Origin of the sequence: Roseateles sp. YR242 (assembly GCF_900109745.1) — a bacterium.
Lineage (GTDB): Bacteria > Pseudomonadota > Gammaproteobacteria > Burkholderiales > Burkholderiaceae_C > Roseateles.
The window spans coordinates 153,803-168,767 of the sequence record NZ_FOAV01000006.1 but is presented as its reverse complement, the minus strand read 5'-3'; the positions used below and the strand labels follow the sequence as shown (position 1 = coordinate 168,767).

The window sequence follows — 14,965 nt, the reverse complement described above, 5'->3', positions numbered from 1 at the left end:
GGTCATGCAACTGCTTGATTTCCCGCTCTCCGCCACCGATGTCCCCCTGGACAGCGATGCCCAGCTGATGCGGCAGCTCGGTGAATTGCTGCAGGAAACGCTGGGTCAGGCGCCTGGGGTCCGACTGCGGCGACTGATTGGCGAGGGCCTGGATGCGTTGCCCCAGCCTGGCGGGGGCCGCACCTTGCAGCGCTGGCAGATGCTGGCCCGGGTGGCTGGCGATGACCTGGCGCTGGCCAAGCTCTACGAGGCACATACCGATGCGCTGGCCATCCTGGCGGCGCTGGACCCTGGCGCCGGTGTCGGTTTGTTCGCCAGTCCGTCTTATGGCGTCTGGGCAGCCGAGGCCGCCGACATCCGTGTGGTGGCGACAGAGGACGTCAGCGGCCAGGTGATGCTGAACGGCCGCAAGCCCTGGTGCTCCGGCGCGACCGAAGTCCAGCGCGGGCTCCTGACTGTCTGGATGCCGGACAGTGCCGGGCCGTGGCTGGCTGACGTCGATATGCGCCAGCCGGGTGTCCGGTTCGACGACAGCGCCTGGGCGGCGGTCGGCATGGCCGGAACGGGCACGGCGGAAGTGATCTTCGAACAGGTGCCGGCCCGTCTGGTGGGCGGCTGTGGCGCCTACCTCGACCGCGCCGGGTTCTGGCACGGCGGCGCTGGCATTGCCGCCTGCTGGCATGGCGCCCTGGAAACCCTGACCGAGGCCTTGCGGGTCGCCACCAGCATCCGGCAGGGGGAGGGGTGGCACCTGCAGGTGGCCCTGGGGCAGGTGGACGGCCTGCTCAGCGCCAATGCGGCCACGCTGCGCGAGGCCGCCGCCTGGATCGATCAGCATCCGCAGGCCGATGCACGCACCTGGGCGTTGCGGGTGCGCACCGCCACCGATGAAGTCGCCCAGCAGGTGCTGCGTGCGGTGACACGCGCGCTCGGGCCAGGACCTTTTTGCCGCCATCCCGGCCTGGCGCGACTGATGGCTGACCTTCCCGTGTTCCTGCGCCAAAGCCATGGAGACCGTGATCTGGCCATGCTGGGCACGCTGGCATCCGCGAGCGCTGCGGATGCTGGTGGAGGTCCGCCATGGCGGCTGTGATGGGCGACGCCGCCCGGGCACGAGACCGCCAGATCGAGGGTGCGGGTACCCTGGAATCCACCTGGCAAATGGCCCCCACGCTGCAAGCGCTGCAGGTCACGGATCTCGACACCTTGCTGCCCGCGCACCGTCGCCTGGTGGTGGTGGCGCCGCATCCTGACGATGAAGTGCTGGGCTGCGGCGGCTTGCTGTCCATGGCCTTGCGGCGGCAGGGCGGGGCCACACCCGTGCTGGTGGTCGGCGTGACGGACGGTGAAGCCAGCCATCCGGCGTCCTCCCGCTGGACACCGGATGGCTTGATTGAACGGCGAGGCTGCGAGCGTGCGCGCGGGTTGGCGGCGCTGGGCCCCGGTGCCGAGTTGCGCGTGCTGCGGCTGCCGGACGGAGGGCTGTTGGATCGGGAAGCTGCTCTGGTGCAGCGACTGATGGGGCTCCTTCAACCGGCCGATGTGGTGGTCACGACCTGGCGGCTGGATGGCCATCCTGACCATGAGGCCTGCGGTCGCGCCTGCGCCGCCGTGGCACGCGGCATCGGTTGCAAGCTTTGGGAGATGCCGGTATGGATGTGGCACTGGGCCACCCCGGGCGACGCGCAGGTGCCCTGGCACGCCTTGCACCGCCTGCCATTGCAGGAAGAGGCCTGGACGCGCAAGCGAGCGGCCATCCAGGCCCACCGCAGCCAGATTGACCCGGATGGTCAGCATCCTCCAGTGCTGACCGCCGCCACGCTCGAACGGCTGATGCGTCCTTCCGAATTCTTCTTCCATGGAGGGGCATCGTGAACACCCAGAGAACAGATCGTCCGTGGGGGCAGCAGCCCGCACAGCCCTTGCCCGACGCAGCGAATTCGCTGATCCATCACATGGACCGGCTGTTTGAGGAGCCGGACCCGTGGCGGTACCGCACCAGCGCGTACGAGGCCCGCAAGCGCGCCATCACCATGGCCTGCCTGCCGGACCTGCGGTATGGGCGGGGGTTCGAGCCCGGCTGCGCCAATGGCGCCCTGAGTGAGTTGCTGGCGGCCCGTTGCAGCGAACTGGTGTGTGCCGACGCCAGCGCGGGTGCCTTGCACAGGGCCGTTGAACAGGTTGGCGCCCGGCAAGGCGTGCAGTGGCGCCAACTGACGGTGCCGCAGCACTGGCCGGAAGAGCACTTCGATCTGATCGTGCTCAGCGAGTTTCTCTATTACCTGGATGCCCAGGCGTGCACCGCAGTGGCACAACAGTGCCTGGCCTCCCTGACGCCGGGCGGTAGCGTGCTGGCATGCCACTGGCGGGGCCAGGCGGACGACTTCGTGATCCAGGGAAGCGAGGCCCATGGCTGCCTGCGAGAGGTCTTCCATTCATCGCCGGAGATGGCAGCCGTGCGCGCGCATCGGGAGGCGGATTTCTTGATTGACGTCTGGTCGATGCGGTCGTCGTCCCCCGCGGCTGTGCTGTCGCCATCACTGCCGAACCGAGCCGAAGGGAGCCGACGATGATGGGCGTGGTGGTGCCTGCGCATGATGAAGAGGCCCTGATCGGCCGTTGCCTGGAGGCACTGGCGGCGGCGATTGCACATCCCGGGCTGGCGGGCGAGCAGGTGCAGGTCCTGGTCGTGCTGGACAGCTGCAGCGACCGCACCGCCGAGATCGCCGCCCTGCACGGCGTGCAAACCCTCGCTGTGGATTGCCGCAATGTCGGCATGTCCCGCGCGGCCGGCGCGCGTCTCATGATCGAGCGTGGGGTGACCTGGCTGTCATTCACGGATGCGGATTCCACCGTGGCGCCATGCTGGCTGTTTCATCAGGCCGCCTTCTGGCGGGGGCGGTCGGCCGACGCCGTGTGCGGCGTGGTCACGGTGGACGACTGGCAGGATTTCAGCGCCGGGGGACGGCAGCATTACGAGGCGCTGTATGCGGACGAGGACGGTCATGCGCATGTCCACGGCGCCAGCCTGGGCATCTCCTCGGACGCTTATTTGCGGGCGGGTGGTTTTGCGCCGCTGGCCTGTCATGAGGATGCGGATCTCGTGCAGCGGCTGGCAGCGCTGGGCGGCCGTGTGGCGCGCACCAATGCAGTCCGGGTCTCGACCAGCGCCCGCCGTGTGGGCCGCGTGGTGGGCGGTTTTGCCAGCTACCTCGACCAACTCTCTCGATGTGCCACTGCCGCGATGGCGGTAGTGCCGAATGGGCACGGGCTCTGATGGATGACGTGCTCAATGCGGTGCAGTGGCCGGCCATGCTGGTGACGCTGCTGGCGGCCTGGCTGGTCGCGGCGCGCAGCGCGCGCAAGCGCGTCTGGGGATTCTGGATCTTCCTGGCCAGCAACCTGCTGTGGGTCCTGTGGGGCTGGCATACCGGTGCTTATGCGCTGATCCTGTTGCAGGTGGGGCTGTTCGTGATGAACCTGCGAGGCGTCAGGAAGAATGAACACCGCCGGTGAGGGACAGAAAGTCCAGCGCGTTGTCCGCCGCAGCGCCTGAGGCGGTGTTGTCAAAGATGCACCATTGGGCCGCCTGTTCGCTCCAGCGCAGAAGTTCGTCCGCCCGGGATTGGAGCCAGTCGGCGTCGTAGGCCGACCAATACATGCGCGGGGAACCGTGCCACCGTCTGTACAGGATGGCGTGGCTGCCGTCACTGTCCGAGCCGAGCCAGCCGCCGGGGAGTGCGGCATCGGGGTGGCGCGCGGGATCAACCGCCACGCGTCCGATCCGGGCGGCATTCATCAGGCGGTCGGCCTGCGGGGTGAACCAACTGGCATGGCGCGGCTCGCAGACGGCCGGGGTATCGGTCAGGCGCGCCAGCAATCGGAAGAAGGCGGAGGCAGCGCGTGCCTCGAAGGCCAGGGAGGGCGGCAGTTGGATGAGCAGGACCGACAGCCGGTCACCCAGGGCAGCCACTTCATCCAGGAATTTCACCAGTGCTTCCCGAGTCCCGCGCAGGGCGGCGTCGTGCGTCACCGTGCGAGGAAGTTTGACCGAAAACCGGAAGCCGTTGGGCGTGGCATCGGCCCAGCGTGCATAGGTCTGCGGCTGGTGAGGCCGGTAGAACGAGGTGTTGATCTCTGCACAGTTCAGCACGCGCGCATATCGCTGCAGATGGCTGCCGTCACCAGGGAACGCCTGGGTCACGGCGCGAGGGATGCTCCAGGCGGCGGTGCCAATGCGGAGGTCGGGCATGAGGCGGGGTGATGGGGAAGGTGAATGAAGCTGATGGTGAAGAGCAACTCGCGCTCCTGTTGGTGAGAACTCGCCGCACCCTTCGTGCCCTCTCCTGGGGGATGCGGCGCGCAACCCCTCTCTGTCGGGAACTCGTCCATTCGCTTGATCATCCGCAAGCCTGTGTCTTGGACCGGTCCCACCATGCAGGGCCTGTGTCACCCCGTCCGCCGCTGTCATCTGGGCCTGCATGATCCCTCGCGAACACCGTCACGAACACCGTCAAGCAAAGCTTCCCACTGACGCTGCCGCCCCCGGCGTCGTTCGTCGCGCCACGCCTGCGTGGTGCTGGACGGCTGTGCTGGTGTCGCCGCTGATCGGCGTGTCGGTGGTCCATGGGCTGCCCCGTCTTCCGTCCAACATCGAATGGATGGGGTTGGTCACCGTGGTGGCGATCCTGCTGCTGTGTCTGTGGAAGCTCAGACATTGGGCGCTTGGGGCGGTGCTGGTGGCATTGCTGGGACTGGCCTGGTGCGCGCATCGGGCGCAGATCCGCATGGCCGAGCTGCTGCCCGCCGTACTGGAGGGGCAGGTGGTGGCGGTGCAAGGGCGGGTGGATTCCCTGCCGCAACGGCTCGTTGGTTTTGGCAGCACCGAGGGGTGGCGCTTCGAATTCCAGGTGCGCCCGTCCGTGGCGCAAGACCTGCCGCCGCGGGCGCTGTTGTCCTGTTATGGCATGCCCATGCCGCCACGTGTCGGCGACGCCTGGGCGCTCTCGGTGAAATGGCGGCGGCCCCATGGCCTGATGAATCCGCAGGGGGGCGACAGCGCCCTGTGGATGCTCTCTCAGAACATTCCGGCCACCGGCACCTGCAGCAGCCGGGGGCAGCAACGGCTTGCCCAAGGGAGTGGGTGGCGCATCGATGCCTGGCGGCAGGCGTTTCGCGAATCCATCGAGCAGGGGGTTGCCGACCGCCGAGGCGCGGGTGTGCTGGCTGCGCTCAGTCTGGGGGACCAGGGTGCCGTGCGGCCGGCGGACTGGGCGCTGTACCGGGACACGGGCGTGGCGCATTTGCTCTCGGTGAGCGGCCTGCACGTCACCATGTTTGCCTGGCTCGCCGGCGGTGTGGCGGGCTGGTGCTGGCGTCGAAGTGCGAGCCTGTGCCTGCGTTGGCCCGCGCCGCATGCGGCGCTGTGGGCGGGCAGCCTGGCGGCCGGGCTGTATGCCTTGTTCTCCGGCTGGGGCGTACCGGCGCAGCGGACCTTCGGGCTGCTCCTGATCCTGGCGTTGCTGCGGCAGTGCCGGGTGCAGTGGCCCTGGTCCATGAGTCTCGCGGTGGCCGCACTGGCCGTTGTGCTGGTGGACCCCTGGGCGCCCACGCAGCCCGGTTTCTGGCTCTCGTTCGGTGCGGTGGCATTGCTGATGGCCTCCGGCGGGATGACCACGGCGGGATCGGCGCCCGCAGGACCCCGTCGCGCCAAGGCCCGGGGCCCGGGCGCGCTCGATGCTGATGTGGCCTCTGCGCGATCGGCCAGGGCGGTATGGCAGCGTGCACTGCTGGCAGGCCTGCAATCGCAATGGGTCATCACCATCGGCCTGGCACCATTGACGCTCTTGCTGTTCCAGCAACTGTCCCTGGTGGGGTTGGTGGCCAATGCCGTGGCCATTCCGCTGGTCTCTTACGCCATCACCCCGCTGGCTTTGCTGGGGATCTTCTGGTCACCGTTGTGGACGGCAGGGGCCTGGTTGGTGGCCGGGCTGAATCTGCTGCTGGAGTGGCTGCAGCAAGCGTCCGGCGCCGTCTGGTATTTGCCCTGGGCGCCGGCATGGGCCCAGGGGCTGGGGCTGGTGGGCGGCCTGGCCGCCACGATTCCCTGGGGATGGGCACTGCGGCTGGCCGGGCTGGGTCTGTGCCTGCCGCTGTTGTGGCCGGCGGTCACTCGCCCACCGCCGGGCGAGGTCGAATTGCGGCTGCCGGATGTGGGGCAGGGCGGTGCAGCCGTGTTGCGAACGCATCGCTACACGCTGGTGTTTGATGCCGGCCCCGGGTGGGGGCAGGACGCGGACGCGGGGGACCGGGTGTTGCTGCCGCTGCTTCGCGGCCTGGGTGAGCGGCGCATCGACCTGCTGATGGTCAGCCATGCAGACCAGGACCATGCCGGTGGCACGGCCAGCTTGCTCAAGGGCCTGGCGGTCACCCACCGCTTCGGTGCCGTGCCACAGGGCCGTCCCTGCGAACGTGGGCAGCAGTGGGTATGGGATGGTGTTCGTTTCGATGTGCTGTGGCCGCCCGCCGGGCTGTGGCGTGACCTGACGCGCAACGGCGCCTCATGCGTCCTTCGCGTCGAGGCGCATGGGAAGCGCGTGCTGCTCACTGGCGACATCGAATCGGCCCAGGAGGCACGGCTGCTTGCTTTGGAAGGGGCGGCAGGATCGGCGACGGATGTGCTCATCGTGCCGCATCACGGCAGCCGAACCTCCTCCAGTCCCGCCTTTGTAGCGGCGACCTGGCCGGCCGTCGCCGTGGTGCAGTCCGGGTATCTGAATCGCTTCGGCCATCCGCGAGCCGAGGTGGTGGAGCGATATCGGCAGGTGGGTGCGGAGGTGATCAACAGTGTGGGGTGCGGCGCATGGATGTGGCGCAGCCAGGAGGCTGATCAGATCCCCGTCGCCGGATGCGAGCGCATGGTTCGCAGGCGGTATTGGTTGGCCGCGCCGAGCACGGGGTTTGCCGCGCCGAGCACAGGGTTGCCCGCGCCGCGCACGCGCTTGCCCGCGCCGCGCACGGAAGAGGCCGTGCGGCCCGGCTCAGGAAGCTGAGCCGGTTGCTGACGTTGAAGGACCTGTTGGTGAAGGACCTGTTGGTGGCGTGGCTGCCTGACCCGCCTTGCGCCAGCTCGCCAGCGTGTTGGCAAATTCGATCACCGCCATGGCGTAGTAGCTGCTTTGGTTGTAGCGCGTGACGACATAGAAATTCTTGGTGCCCGCCACATACACAGGTGAGGCGCTGCCCATCTGCAGCTCGATCAACGCCAGCGGGCCGACGTGCCCCAGGCCCTCGACACTCAGATCGGCGCCTGCCGCCAGGAACTGGTTGACGTCCAATTGCGGTAGGACATCCGAGATCAGCAGCTGCGCACGTGCGGCCGTGTCCACCGGCGCCTGGACGGCGTAATGCGTCGGCAGGCCAGGCTGCCAGCCGTGTTCGCGCAGGAAGTGCGCCACCGAGCCGATGGCGTCCACCGGGCTGTTGATCAGGTCCACATGCCCGTCGCGGTCGAAGTCAACCGCGAAGCGGCGCCAACTGCCCGGCATGAATTGGCCCCAGCCCATGGCACCGGCGTACGAGCCTTTCATGCCCAGCGGGTCCAGGCCGTTTTCCCGCGCCAGCAGCAGGAACTGGCCCAGCTCTTGCCGGAAGTAGCCGCTGCGATCTCGGGCACCGGGAGGCAGTGGCGAGGGGTAGTCGAAGGCCAGCGTGGTGAGCGCATCCAGCACCCGGTAGCCCCCCATGATGCGGCCGTAGAAGGTCTCCACCCCGATGATGGCCGCGATGATCTGGGCCGGGACACCGAAGGTGGCTTCCGCCCGTGTCAGGTCCGCCTCGTTGGCGGCCCAGAAGGCCAGGCCGGCCTGCAGGCGTTGCGGTTCGATGAAGCGCTGGCGGTAGGCACCCCAGTCCTTGGACTGGCCGGGCGAGCCCGGCAGGATGAGGCGCTGCACCGAGGCCTGCACACGGGCCTGCGCCAGCAGGTTTCGCAGCGCCTGCGCTTCATAGCCCAGCGCGGAAGCCTGCTCGTCCGCAAACTGCATCAGGTCGGCACGCTCACCGAAGGCGGGAGCGGCGGCTGCGGTGCGTGCGGGTGAGCGTGCCTTCAATGGCTTCTTCTTGCCGGCTGTGGCGGCCTCTGCCGCCGTGGCCACACCCCCCAGGGCGGGCAGGGCGGCGGCCAGCGAGGCTTGAAGGAGGGAGCGGCGGCGGAGGGTCATGCAAACAGCCAGAGTTCAGTCGGACACCGCTCTTGCGCAACAGCAGCGGCCCATGTCAAATGAAAAAAGCGTCGTCAACGCGCCTGGGTGGCGAGTTGCTGCCGGAGCGACTCGCAGGCCGCCAGGAAACCTTGTTGCCATTGTGACGTGCCCACCAGGCGATCCTGTCGATAGCGTTGGGCATCCAGTTGCAACAGGGCGTTCACCAGCGGTTGAGCGGCTGCGCCGTGCCGGGCCTGCAACTGCTGGGCCCATTGGCGTGGGGTTTCATGGTCGGCGGTGGACAGGCCCAGGCCATCCAGGGCGCGGCGCAGGCGGGCTCGCTGGCGCGACCACGGGTCATGGGGCCGGCGCTGCCAGGCGGCCACACCGGCCCCGACCACCGCGCCGCCCGCCAGCAGCAGACCGCCCATCTGGACCAGCAGCGCCCAGTTGGGGTCGTCGAAACCCAGCCGCTTCAGAAGATCCATCTGCTCGCCGCCGGAGAAATTCAACACCTGTTGCTGCCATTGGTTGTTGATCGATTCCCAGGCTTGGCGCATGCGTTCCAGGGTGCCCGGGCTGACGGTATCGAACACACCGGCAATGGCACCTGGCGGCTGGCGCAAGCGGCGGCCCTGGACCCGGTCCGGTGCCACGGCCGCCGTGGGGTCCACGCGCTGCCAGCCGCGGCTCTGGGTCCAGTATTCAGCCCAGGCGTGCGCCTGGCCCATGCGGACTACCATGGCGCCGTCTTGCAATTCCGGGTCGGCGCCCTGGAAACCGGTGACGACGCGGGCCGGTACACCCGCCGCACGCATCATCACGACATAGGCTGCGGCGAAGTGCTCGCAGAAGCCCAGCTTGCGATCGAACCAGAACTCATCGATGGCGTCAGGCGTGTTTTCACCATAGACGCCGGGGGTCAGCGTGTAGGTGTAGCCGTTGGTACGGATCTGGCGGAGCAGGTCGGTGCTGATCGATGTCGCCCGCGCCGCTTCGTCCTGCTCCGCATAGCGTTGGCGCAGCGTGGCGCCCAGGGCTACGGCGCGTGGGTTGAGGTTGGGGGGCAGTTGCAACTCCTGCTGCGTCAGCCCCCGCGACTGCTCCATGCCCCAACTGGCCCGTGGCCAGGCCTCGTAATCAAAACGCAGCCGCTCGGTAACGGCCCGCGGTGCCACCCATTGGCCCTGGCCGCCGCGCACCAGCGCCATGTCGCCCACCCGCAGACGGTCGTCCGGCGGCGGCGGGCTGAACTCGAGCATGGGCAGCACGGTCACCCGCAACGGCTCCATCGTCACCTGGAAGCGGTAGACCGGCCCGGTCAGTTGGACGTCCTTGTGGCTGCTGCTCCAGTAGCCTCGCGCGGCGGTCCAGGTGCGTCCGTCGAAGCGCGACAGCACCTGTGCGCGGAAATAGAGCTGGGATTGCGGCGGCGGGGGGCCTTTGAACTGAAGCCGCATGGCAATGGAGTCGTCCATCGCCACGTCCGCAAAGGAGCCGAACTCCATCGTGTCGGACAAGCCGGTGCGCGCGCCTGCGTCCTTGGGCAGGCCCCACAGCGGCGGCAGGCGGGGAAACAGCATGAACAGAACCAGCATCACCGGCAGGCCGTAGGCGGTGTTGCGTGCTGCAATGCGGGCAGCCAGCCGGAGGCTGGGCACGCCCTGCGGCATCTGCGCCAGCACCAGCGCGGACAGCAAGCCCCAGACGCACAGCAGGGTCCACAGCGCCGTCAGCAGCGCCTGTGAATAGAGGAACTGCGTCAGCACCAGGAAGAAGCCCAGGAAAAACACCACGAACGCATCCCGGCGCGCCCGCAACTCCAGCGTCTTCAGCGCCATCAGCATGGCCAGCATGGTGATGCCGGCCTCGCGGCCCAGCAGCGTGCGGTGGGTGATCCAGGTCAGCGTCATGATCAGCGCCAACGCGGCCACCAGGGTCCAGCGCCCGGGCAGGGCGGCACTGCGCCAGGCCATGTGGGCGCGCCAGGCCAGCACCGCGGCCGTGACGGCACTGCACCACCAGGGCAGGTGGTCGGCATGCGGTATGAGGGTGGCGGCGATGATGGCGAGCAGGAACAGGGTGTCCCGCGCTTCACGCGGCAAAGGGCTTCGCACCCGCGAACGCCCGCTGACAGCGGTGCGCAGGACGCTGCTCATGGCCGGTCCTCCAGCAGCGTCAGCGCTTCCATGCAGACGCGGTAGTGGTCCGTACCCAGGTCGGGGTCGACCGCACGGTCGCCCAGGCGCAACCCATAGGGCAGCCCGGCGTCTTCGGCGCGCTGCACCCAGGCGGCCAGGCGGGACAGGCGTGCTTCAAAAGGCAGGCCCCGGGTGGCGGCCAGATCCAGCCATTGCTCGCTGGCGCGACTGCCCAGGCGTTCACGCACCAGCAGGGGCGCGGCGCCGCTGTTGATCCCGCCGGAGGGTGGTTGTGGCTGCGCGAGCGCCATGGCGGATTTCTTCCAGAGAATCTGTCGCGGCGAATCGCCGTGGCGGTAAGGACGCAGGCCGGGGTCGTCTCCCAGCCCGGGCTGGCCCTGGCCTTGGGGCAGGCCTTCCTCACTGGCGGCCGTGGCTGGCGCATCGATCTCGGGGGCGGGATAGACCCAGGCCACGGCGGCGGGCCGCCACAGGCTCCAGGCCCCAAAAAGCCCCAACGGGAACCGCGACTCGATGCGCAGCACCGGCAACAGATGGCGGCCCCGTGCCGGGAAACTGACCTGCAGTTGCAGTTGCGCATGGCCGCCGGCCGGCACGTCGGTGAACGCGGTGTCGGCGTAACGTCCCTCCGGCAGCCGCAGGCCGATGCCGTAACGAGCCTTGCCGGTGTTGTGCAACCGCACATCCAGCACCAACGCCTGGCCGGCGAAGGCGGGGGCGGGTGTCTTGAGGTCAAGCTTCAGCCCCCGCAGGTTGCCGTGGGTGCTGTGCATGGAGGCCAGCCCGGCGCCCGCCAACAGAAAGGTCAGCAGGTAGCCCAGGCTGAGCTGGTCATTGATGGAAGCCAGCAGCAGCAGGAGCAAGGTGGCACAGAACGCCATGCCCGGCCGGCTGGGCAGGATGTAGATGTTGCGCTGGACCAGCGAGGTGGTGTCGCTGCGGGGGTGGCGGGCCTGCCACCAGGCGTCCCAGCGGTTCTGCCACGGCCAGCGCCAGGCGCGGCGTGGCGGGGTGATGGCAGAAACGAGGGCCGGGGCAGCGGCCGAGGTCGGAGCCGCCGCAGGGGCGGCCGCGCCGTCCCCGGAGGTGCCGCGCAAGGAAGCGAGCTTCAGTCGTCGGAGCATGCGCGTCTGTGCCGTGGTCGGTGCAGTGTGGCCGGCCCGCTGCTCAGGGCAGCGGCACCGCGGCCATCATGGCGCGCACCTGCTCGCGGGCGCCCCGGGCACTGCCGCCGCGCGGACGCAGGCGGTGCGCGATGGTCTGCGGCAGGATGGCCTGCAGGTCGTCCGGGGAGACGTAGTCGCGGCCACTCAGCAGCGCCTTGGCCCGGGCGGCGCGCAGCAGCGCCAGGCCCGCGCGCGGGCTCAGGCCTTCCTGGAACCATTCACCACTGCGGGTGGCTTCCAGCAACGCCTGCAGATAGTCCAGCAAGGAGGGCGCCACATGGATCTTCAACACCTCGCGCTGCAGGGCCTGCAACTGTTCCGGTGTCATCACCGGCTTGAGCTGGCGCAGCAGCTCACGGCTGTCCTGGCCCATCAGCAGCTCGCGTTCGGACTGACGGTCCGGGTAGCCCAGGCTGATGCACATCAGGAAGCGGTCCAGCTGGGATTCCGGCAGCGGGTGGGTGCCCAACTGCTCGCTGGGGTTCTGGGTCGCGATGACGAAGAACGGCAGGGGCAGGGGATGCGTGACCCCGTCCACGCTGACCTGGTATTCCTCCATCGCTTCCAGCAAGGCACTTTGCGTTTTGGGGCCGGCGCGGTTGATCTCGTCGGCCAGCAACACCTGGCTGAAGACGGGTCCACGATGGAACTGGAAGGCGGAGGCGCCGGTGGCAACAGCGGCCGGGTTGTACACGCTGACACCCAGCAGATCGGACGGCATCAGGTCCGTGGTGAACTGAACGCGGGAAAACTGCAGCCCCAGTGAAATGGACAGCACATGGGCCAGCGTGGTCTTGCCGACGCCGGGTAGATCCTCGATGAGCAGATGGCCACCCGCCAGCAGGCAGGCCAAACAGTCCTCCGTCTGGGCCTCCTTGCCCTTGATGATCGTGCTAATCTGCCGGCGCAGGTCGGCCAGCGGTCGAGACGTGAGCGTCGTGGTTGCTTCGGAGTCCATCACAGCACCATATCGCAAAATCGGAGCGCGCAAAAACGGAGCGGTTTCAGGGACGTCACACAGCGACGTCATACAGCGACGTCATACAGCGAAGTCATAGAGAGATGTCAACTGCCTACCTCAGCCACCAGGACTGCCACCGTCATGACATGGGTGGGGGGCATCCGGAATGTCCGCAACGGCTGGATGCGATCGAGGACTGGCTGATCTCCCACGGCATGGATGCCGCGCTGGACCGGCATGACGCGCCCAAGGCGGAGCTGGCCTGCCTGGAGCGTGCTCACTCCGCCCGTTATGTGGCGGAGATGCGGGCCACGCTCGAGGCGCTGGAGCAGCAGGCCGCCCGCGGCGAGGGCGTGGCGCCCAAGGCGCTGGACCCCGACACTTTTGCCAATGGTCACACTTGGGCGGCCGCCTTGCGCGCGGCTGGCGCTGCCGTCATGGCGACGGACCTCGTGATGGACGGCCGCGCGGAGAACGCCTTCTGCGCGGTACGCCCACCCGGCCACCACGCCACCCGCGACCAGGCCATGGGTTTTTGCTTTTTCAACAACGTGGCGGTGGCCGCGCGCCATGCCCTGGATGTGCGAGGGCTGGACCGGGTGGCGGTGGTGGACTTCGATGTGCACCACGGCAATGGCACTGAAGACATCCTGGCCAATGATGACCGGGTCTTGATGGTCAGCATCTTCCAGGACCCGCTCTACCCCTATAGTGGCAATGATCCGCTGGGGCCCAACATGCTGAATGTGCCGGTGCCGCCCTACACCCGTGGGCCGGAGGTTCGCGAGATGATCGAAGCGCTCTGGATGCCGGCCCTGGAACGGTTCAAGCCGCAGATGATCTTTGTCTCTGCGGGTTTCGATGCTCACCGCGAGGACGAGCTGGCTCAGCTGGGCCTGGTGGAAGCAGACTATGAATGGATCACGCTGCGGATCATGGATGTGGCCAGGCGCCACGCCAAGGGCCGCATCGTTTCCTGCCTGGAGGGCGGCTACCACCTCAGCGCCCTCGGACGCAGCGTGGGCGCACATCTGCGTGCGCTCGCCGGACTTTGACTTGACTGATGAGTGCTGAACTGAATTCCCCCTCCCTGAGCCAAACGCTAAGCCACACCCTGAGCCTGAACGAGCTGAAGACCCTGCTGGCTTCGCTCACCCAACCCACCGCCTTCATCGAGCTGGGGCTGCTGGTGGCCTGCCTCGGGTTGGCATGGCTGATCGTCTACCGCATCAGCCGGCACTTTCCGCAGCCGGAAGGGCACAAGTCGGTGCTGCTGGGGCGTCGGGTGTTCGACGGCTTGCTGTTCCCGGTGCTGGCGCTCTTGCTGGCCTTTGCCGCCCGGCGGCTGATGCCGGTGCTGGACCAGCCGGTGGCGCTGCTGCGGCTGGTGATTCCGGTGCTGATGTCCCTGGTGATCATCCGTTTCGTGGCCCGCGTGCTGCGGGCGGCCTTTCCCCATTCCATCGGCACGCGGCTGCTGGAGCGCAGCGTCTCGTGGGTAGCGTGGGGGGGCTCCATCCTCTGGATCATCGGGGTGCTGCCCGTGGTGCTGGACGAACTGGATCACGTTCAGGTCAAGTTCATGAAGGGCAGCGGCACGAAGGTGCCCAGCCTGGCGGATGTGCTGGGCGACGTGCTGTGGGTGGGCCTGGTGATGATCGTGGTGCTGTGGCTGTCGTCGGTGGTGGAGTCCCGCCTGCTGCGGGGCAAGGCCATTGACCTCTCCATGCGCAAGATCGCCGTCAACATCATCCGCACGGTACTACTGCTGGCGGGCGCACTGGTGGCCTTCAAGACCTTCGGCCTGGATCTGAGTGCCTTGTCCTGGCTGGGCGGCGCGGTGGGCGTGGGCCTGGGTTTCGGCCTGCAGAAGATTGCGGCGAACTATGTGTCGGGCTTCATGATCCTGGCGGAACGCTCCTTGCGGATCGGGGACATGGTCAAGATCGACAACTTCGAAGGGCGCATCAGCGACATCAAGACCCGCTACACCGTCATCCGCGCGCTCGGCGGGCGCGAGGCCATCGTGCCCAACGAGACCCTGATCACCAACCGGGTGGAGAACCTGTCACTGGCTGACCCGCAGGTGCTGATCAGCACCGTGGTGCAGGTGGCCTACGGCACCGACCTGGACGCGCTATTCCCGCAACTGGTGGCTGACATGAAGCAGGTGCGGCGTGTGCTGAGCGAGCCTGCGCCCAGTGTGAACCTGAGCAACTTTGCGTCGGATGGGTTGGAGCTGACTTGCTCGTTCTGGATTTCCGATCCGCACAACGGGCAGGGCGGGGTCAAGTCGGATGTGAACCTGGCCATCCTGCGGCTGCTGAACCGGCTGAACATCGACATTCCGTTCCCCCAGCGCGTGCTGCGCACCGTGGACGCCACGCCCGCGCCTGCATGGACAGGTGGGGGCGCGCCGCGAGTGACGGGCTGACGGCCGGCACGTCCCTCGGGCGCCAAGCAAAACGGCCA

The 14,965-nt window shown here is 68.1% G+C and carries 13 protein-coding genes; 8 read left to right on the top strand and 5 right to left on the bottom strand.

The genetic code is table 11. The features are described 5' to 3' along the window. Window positions 1-4: 4 nt before the first annotated feature. From BMY53_RS13770 to BMY53_RS13750, 5 genes are read left to right on the top strand one after another with little or no spacing between them, the layout of a single operon-like run. Window positions 5-1,093 (top strand): acyl-CoA dehydrogenase family protein, encoded by a 1,089-nt coding sequence (locus BMY53_RS13770; protein ID WP_092947046.1) that lies wholly within the window; start codon window positions 5-7, stop codon window positions 1,091-1,093. Next, window positions 1,081-1,875 carry a PIG-L deacetylase family protein gene (locus BMY53_RS13765; protein ID WP_092947045.1) on the top strand — a complete coding sequence of 265 codons (795 nt, stop codon included), beginning with the start codon at window positions 1,081-1,083 and terminating at the stop codon, window positions 1,873-1,875. Before BMY53_RS13770 ends, BMY53_RS13765 begins: the two co-directional genes overlap by 13 nt. After that, the gene (locus tag BMY53_RS13760; RefSeq protein WP_143074072.1) at window positions 1,872-2,573 is read left to right on the top strand and encodes an SAM-dependent methyltransferase; all 702 of its coding nucleotides are present in this window, start codon (window positions 1,872-1,874) and stop codon (window positions 2,571-2,573) included. The genes BMY53_RS13765 and BMY53_RS13760 overlap by 4 nt, the downstream gene beginning before the upstream one ends. Next, window positions 2,570-3,277, top strand: a complete 708-nt coding sequence (locus BMY53_RS13755; protein WP_092947043.1) for a glycosyltransferase family 2 protein — start codon at window positions 2,570-2,572, stop codon at window positions 3,275-3,277. The genes BMY53_RS13760 and BMY53_RS13755 overlap by 4 nt, the downstream gene beginning before the upstream one ends. Beyond that, on the top strand, window positions 3,277-3,516 hold the full coding sequence (locus BMY53_RS13750; RefSeq protein WP_092947042.1) for a hypothetical protein: 240 nt from the start codon (window positions 3,277-3,279) through the stop codon (window positions 3,514-3,516). The genes BMY53_RS13755 and BMY53_RS13750 overlap by 1 nt, the downstream gene beginning before the upstream one ends. On the opposite strand, the gene BMY53_RS13745 is transcribed toward BMY53_RS13750, so the two are convergent. Further along, window positions 3,491-4,252: a DUF72 domain-containing protein gene (locus BMY53_RS13745; protein WP_092947041.1), complete on the bottom strand. Its 762-nt coding sequence runs from the start codon at window positions 4,250-4,252 to the stop codon at window positions 3,491-3,493. The genes BMY53_RS13750 and BMY53_RS13745 overlap by 26 nt on opposite strands. A gap of 343 nt (window positions 4,253-4,595) precedes the next feature. Between BMY53_RS13745 and BMY53_RS13740 the strand changes: the two genes are divergently transcribed. Beyond that, the gene (locus tag BMY53_RS13740; protein ID WP_177200874.1) at window positions 4,596-7,052 is read left to right on the top strand and encodes a DNA internalization-related competence protein ComEC/Rec2; all 2,457 of its coding nucleotides are present in this window, start codon (window positions 4,596-4,598) and stop codon (window positions 7,050-7,052) included. Here the strand turns inward: BMY53_RS13740 and mltB are convergent. From mltB to BMY53_RS13720, 4 genes are all read right to left on the bottom strand, one after another. Next, window positions 7,041-8,222 carry a lytic murein transglycosylase B gene (gene mltB / locus BMY53_RS13735; protein ID WP_092947039.1) on the bottom strand — a complete coding sequence of 394 codons (1,182 nt, stop codon included), beginning with the start codon at window positions 8,220-8,222 and terminating at the stop codon, window positions 7,041-7,043. The genes BMY53_RS13740 and mltB overlap by 12 nt on opposite strands. A 74-nt stretch (window positions 8,223-8,296) precedes the next feature. After that, complete coding sequence (locus BMY53_RS13730; protein ID WP_092947038.1) at window positions 8,297-10,363, bottom strand: transglutaminase TgpA family protein; 2,067 nt, start codon at window positions 10,361-10,363, stop codon at window positions 8,297-8,299. Further along, window positions 10,360-11,490: a DUF58 domain-containing protein gene (locus tag BMY53_RS13725; RefSeq protein WP_092947037.1), complete on the bottom strand. Its 1,131-nt coding sequence runs from the start codon at window positions 11,488-11,490 to the stop codon at window positions 10,360-10,362. The genes BMY53_RS13730 and BMY53_RS13725 overlap by 4 nt, the downstream gene beginning before the upstream one ends. Window positions 11,491-11,533: 43 nt before the next feature. After that, window positions 11,534-12,490 (bottom strand): AAA family ATPase, encoded by a 957-nt coding sequence (locus BMY53_RS13720; RefSeq protein WP_092947036.1) that lies wholly within the window; start codon window positions 12,488-12,490, stop codon window positions 11,534-11,536. A gap of 104 nt (window positions 12,491-12,594) precedes the next feature. On the opposite strand from BMY53_RS13720, the gene BMY53_RS13715 reads away from it, so the two are divergent. Together BMY53_RS13715 and BMY53_RS13710 are read left to right on the top strand one after the other, a co-directional pair. Then, window positions 12,595-13,548: a histone deacetylase family protein gene (locus tag BMY53_RS13715; protein WP_092947035.1), complete on the top strand. Its 954-nt coding sequence runs from the start codon at window positions 12,595-12,597 to the stop codon at window positions 13,546-13,548. A gap of 8 nt (window positions 13,549-13,556) precedes the next feature. After that, window positions 13,557-14,927 (top strand): mechanosensitive ion channel family protein, encoded by a 1,371-nt coding sequence (locus BMY53_RS13710; protein ID WP_092947034.1) that lies wholly within the window; start codon window positions 13,557-13,559, stop codon window positions 14,925-14,927. Window positions 14,928-14,965 lie beyond the last annotated feature (38 nt).

What these genes read in the sequence shown, in the direction of transcription:
- BMY53_RS13720 (WP_092947036.1), bottom strand. Translation starts at nt 12,490, where the DNA reads ATGGACTCCGAAGCAACCACGACGCTCACGTCTCGACCGCTGGCCGAC.
- mltB (WP_092947039.1), bottom strand. Translation starts at nt 8,222, where the DNA reads ATGACCCTCCGCCGCCGCTCCCTCCTTCAAGCCTCGCTGGCCGCCGCC.
- BMY53_RS13745 (WP_092947041.1), bottom strand. Translation starts at nt 4,252, where the DNA reads ATGCCCGACCTCCGCATTGGCACCGCCGCCTGGAGCATCCCTCGCGCC.
- BMY53_RS13770 (WP_092947046.1), top strand. Translation starts at nt 5, where the DNA reads ATGCAACTGCTTGATTTCCCGCTCTCCGCCACCGATGTCCCCCTGGAC.
- BMY53_RS13755 (WP_092947043.1), top strand. Translation starts at nt 2,570, where the DNA reads ATGATGGGCGTGGTGGTGCCTGCGCATGATGAAGAGGCCCTGATCGGC.
- BMY53_RS13765 (WP_092947045.1), top strand. Translation starts at nt 1,081, where the DNA reads ATGGCGGCTGTGATGGGCGACGCCGCCCGGGCACGAGACCGCCAGATC.
- BMY53_RS13715 (WP_092947035.1), top strand. Translation starts at nt 12,595, where the DNA reads ATGTCAACTGCCTACCTCAGCCACCAGGACTGCCACCGTCATGACATG.
- BMY53_RS13725 (WP_092947037.1), bottom strand. Translation starts at nt 11,490, where the DNA reads ATGCTCCGACGACTGAAGCTCGCTTCCTTGCGCGGCACCTCCGGGGAC.
- BMY53_RS13710 (WP_092947034.1), top strand. Translation starts at nt 13,557, where the DNA reads ATGAGTGCTGAACTGAATTCCCCCTCCCTGAGCCAAACGCTAAGCCAC.
- BMY53_RS13730 (WP_092947038.1), bottom strand. Translation starts at nt 10,363, where the DNA reads ATGAGCAGCGTCCTGCGCACCGCTGTCAGCGGGCGTTCGCGGGTGCGA.
- BMY53_RS13750 (WP_092947042.1), top strand. Translation starts at nt 3,277, where the DNA reads ATGGATGACGTGCTCAATGCGGTGCAGTGGCCGGCCATGCTGGTGACG.